Source organism: Mesorhizobium sp. M7A.F.Ca.US.002.01.1.1 (assembly GCF_004022955.1).
Lineage (GTDB): Bacteria > Pseudomonadota > Alphaproteobacteria > Rhizobiales > Rhizobiaceae > Mesorhizobium > Mesorhizobium ciceri.
Map to the genome: position 1 here is coordinate 1 of NZ_RZQE01000602.1, position 2,985 is coordinate 2,985.

Annotated in this window: 5 protein-coding genes; 3 read left to right on the forward strand and 2 right to left on the reverse strand. The window is 63.5% G+C overall.

Annotated elements, in window-relative coordinates; genetic code table 11:
• The 3 genes from EN932_RS32665 to EN932_RS32675 all read left to right on the forward strand — a co-directional run.
• Positions 1 to 406: class I fructose-bisphosphate aldolase (locus EN932_RS32665; protein WP_128369387.1), on the forward strand; the 406-nt coding region annotated here is incomplete at its 5' end.
• 164 nt (positions 407 to 570) lie between these two features.
• A complete protein-coding gene (locus EN932_RS32670; protein WP_127370124.1) occupies positions 571 to 1,311 on the forward strand; it encodes a thioredoxin family protein in 741 nt (246 codons plus the stop codon).
• Between the two features lie 62 nt (positions 1,312 to 1,373).
• On the forward strand, positions 1,374 to 2,087 hold the full coding sequence (locus EN932_RS32675) for an SGNH/GDSL hydrolase family protein (protein ID WP_127370125.1): 714 nt from the start codon (positions 1,374 to 1,376) through the stop codon (positions 2,085 to 2,087).
• A 21-nt stretch (positions 2,088 to 2,108) separates the two neighbouring features.
• Here EN932_RS32675 and EN932_RS32680 read toward each other — a convergent pair whose 3' ends face one another.
• Together EN932_RS32680 and EN932_RS32685 are read right to left on the reverse strand one after the other, a co-directional pair.
• A complete protein-coding gene (locus EN932_RS32680) occupies positions 2,109 to 2,270 on the reverse strand; it encodes a hypothetical protein (RefSeq protein WP_023810961.1) in 162 nt (53 codons plus the stop codon).
• Between the two features lie 114 nt (positions 2,271 to 2,384).
• Positions 2,385 to 2,985 (reverse strand): VOC family protein (locus tag EN932_RS32685; RefSeq protein WP_206618988.1); only part of this gene is annotated, 601 nt, incomplete at its 5' end.

The window sequence follows — 2,985 nt, forward strand, 5'->3', positions numbered from 1 at the left end:
GCTCCATGCGGCGCGCGTCGTGCTGGAAGGCACCATCCTGAAGCCCAACATGGTGCTGGCCGGCAGGAAATCGGGCAAGGTGAGCAGCCCCGAAGAAGTCGCCGAAAAGACCATAAAACTGTTCCGCGAGACAGTGCCGGCAGCGGTGCCGGGCATCGCCTTCCTTTCCGGCGGCCAGGAAGACGAAGAGGCGACCGCCAATCTCAACGCCATCAACGCCATCGGGCCGCACCCGTGGAAGCTGACCTTCTCCTATGGTCGCGCGCTGCAGGCCGCGCCACAGAAAGCCTGGAGCGGCAAAGCCTCGAACGTTGCCGCCGGCCAGGCCGCCTTCACCCATCGCGCCCACATGAACCATCTGGCAGCGCTCGGAAAATGGAAAGCGAGCCTGGAACAGGCTGCCTGATCACAGTCCTTTCTTCCTCCTTCGAACCCGGGCCGATGCGCCCGGGTTTTTTGTTTGTGACTTGCAGGGCTTGGGGCGGAGCCTCTCCGTCCTTATTTCCTCTCCGGCGATGTCGGATTGCGCCCATCCCCAACGTCCTTGGGATGACATTCAGGGAGAGGTTCATGCATCGCAACAAGATCGTTTCGCGCGAAGACTGGTTCCAGGCGCACAAGGCACATCTGGCGCGCGAGAAGGAACTGACGCGGTTTCGCGAGCGGATCGCCGCGGAACGGCGTGAACTGCCCTGGCTGAAGATCAGGAAAGACTATGTCTTCGAGACCGAACAAGGGCCAAACAGACTGACCGACCTGTTTGGCACTAACAGCCAGCTGATCGTCTATCACTTCATGTTCGGGCCGGGCTGCACCCATCATTGCGAGGGCTGCTCATTCCTTGCCGACCATATCGACGGCGCCAATCAGCATCTGCGGCATCACGACGTGTCGCTGGTCGTGGTTTCGCGCGCTCCACTGGCGGAACTTCTGCCTTACAAGCAGCGCATGGGCTGGAAGTTCGACTGGGTGTCGTCCTATGCCTCGGATTTCAACTTCGACATGCAGGTCTCCTTCACCGACAAGCAGATCGCCAACGGCTGCACCACCTACAATTTCGAGACCCGTCCACGGACATCGAAGGAGCTTCCCGGCACCAGCGTCTTCTACAGGGACGAGGCCGGCGACATCTTCCTGACCTTCATGTCGCGCGCCCGCGGCGGCGAGGCGCAGATCGGCGCCTACGACTATCTCGACATGACGCCGAAGGGCCGCAACGAGAACGGCCCCTATCACGGCCTGATGGATTGGGTGCGGCTGCACGATGAATATCAGGGCAAGCAGGCGGGGCAGGCGAGTTGCTGCGATTGAAGATCGTTCCCGTCGGCCAAAACATGCGCTAAGGCTGCCGCTGATCGTATAACGGTACTGCCATGCGCTTCCCGGCCCTACTCACCTGGCTCGCCTTCCCGGTCTATATCTGGCAAGGCCTCGGCGTGCGACGCCGCACCACGCGCATGCTGCCGGCGCAAGGGCCGGTCATGCACGAAATATCAGGCGCAGCACCGGCAATCTCGCTTCTGGTGCTGGGCGATTCCTCCGCCGCTTCGGTCGGCATCGACAATTCGGAAGACGGACTTGCCGCGCAACTCGCCGTACTGATTTCACAAAGCACCGGCCGCGCCGTGCGCTGGCGGGCGGCCGGCTTCAATTCGGCAACGTCCGGCCAGATCCGCGACCATGTGCTGCCCAATCTGTCGGCCGATCCGTGGACGCATATCGTGCTGGCCATCGGCACCAACGACACCAAGAATTTTCACTCCGTGCCGCGCTTCAAGAAGGAGTTCGGTGGCCTGCTCTACGGCCTGCGCGCCAAATGGCCGGAAGCGCGCGTGGTGTGGTCGCCGGTGCTGGAGTTCACGCGGGCGCCAGCCATGCCGCCGCTGCTCGGAAAGATCCTTGAGATCCGCGCCACCGACATGAACCGGATGGGCGAACGCCTTTGCCTGGAGCGCGGCGCGGTGCCGGCGTCGCGCCTGCCAATCACCAATCCGGAAGCCGGCTTTGCCTCGGACGGCTTTCACGCCTCGGAAGCAGGCTACCGGGCCTGGGCCGAGCATCTGGTCGGCCCGGTGCTTGGCAATTGAGCAGCGACGACAAGTGCCGTCCTACGTCAAATGCCCGAGCACGGCCGCCAGTGAAATCGCGGCCATGGCGAGCAGTGCCAGCTTCCAGAAATCACCGCGTCGCTTGAGGCCTGGCCAGCCAAGCGGCTTGATCAGTTGAATGACCATGAAACCGACGATGACAAGGGCGAGGAATTTCGTCATGCCGCCTTTGACCAGCAACGCGCCCGGCTGTCAAAGCACGTCGTTCATTGCCTGAGAAAGAACGGACGCCGAGATCCCGAACCGGAACGCGGCGCCCTTTGACCGGCAAACGATCTACTTCAGCGGCTTGAGGCCAGCCTCGATCGAAGCGCGCTTCGGTTCGAGGAATGGCGGCAGGGCGAGGCTTTCCCCCAGCGTTTCCAGCGGCTCGTCGGCGGTGAACCCCGGACCGTCGGTTGCGATCTCGAACAGGATGCCGTTCGGCTCGCGGAAGTAGAGCGAACGGAAATAATAGCGCTCGACCTCGCCGCTCGACGGCAGCCGGAACTCGGCCAGCCGCGCCGTCCATTGATGCAGCGTTTCCTGGTCCGGCGCCCTGAAGGCAACATGGTGAACCGCACCGGCACCTTGCCGTGCCGGCGCCAGTCCCGGCTGCACCAGGACATGCAGCTCCGCCGCCGGCCCGCCCTCGCCCATTTCGAAGACGTGAACCTGGCCCTCCGGCGAGGCATAGTCGCGCGCCTTGCGCATGTTCATCACCGTGGTCACCACCGCCTCGGTGTTGGTGATGTCGGGAACGCTGATGACGATCGGCCCGAGCCCGCGGATCTGGTGCTCGGCCGGTACCGGGCTTTGCGCCCAGGGATGGCTGCCGCCCTTGCCGCCATCGCTGACCAGGCGCAGACGCTGGCCCTCGGGATCTTCGAAGTCCAGT

Excerpts from the sequence above, each read along its gene's own strand:
- EN932_RS32670 (WP_127370124.1), top strand. The coding sequence starts at position 571 with ATGCATCGCAACAAGATCGTTTCGCGCGAAGACTGGTTCCAGGCGCAC.
- EN932_RS32675 (WP_127370125.1), top strand. The coding sequence starts at position 1,374 with ATGCGCTTCCCGGCCCTACTCACCTGGCTCGCCTTCCCGGTCTATATC.
- EN932_RS32680 (WP_023810961.1), bottom strand. The coding sequence starts at position 2,270 with ATGACGAAATTCCTCGCCCTTGTCATCGTCGGTTTCATGGTCATTCAA.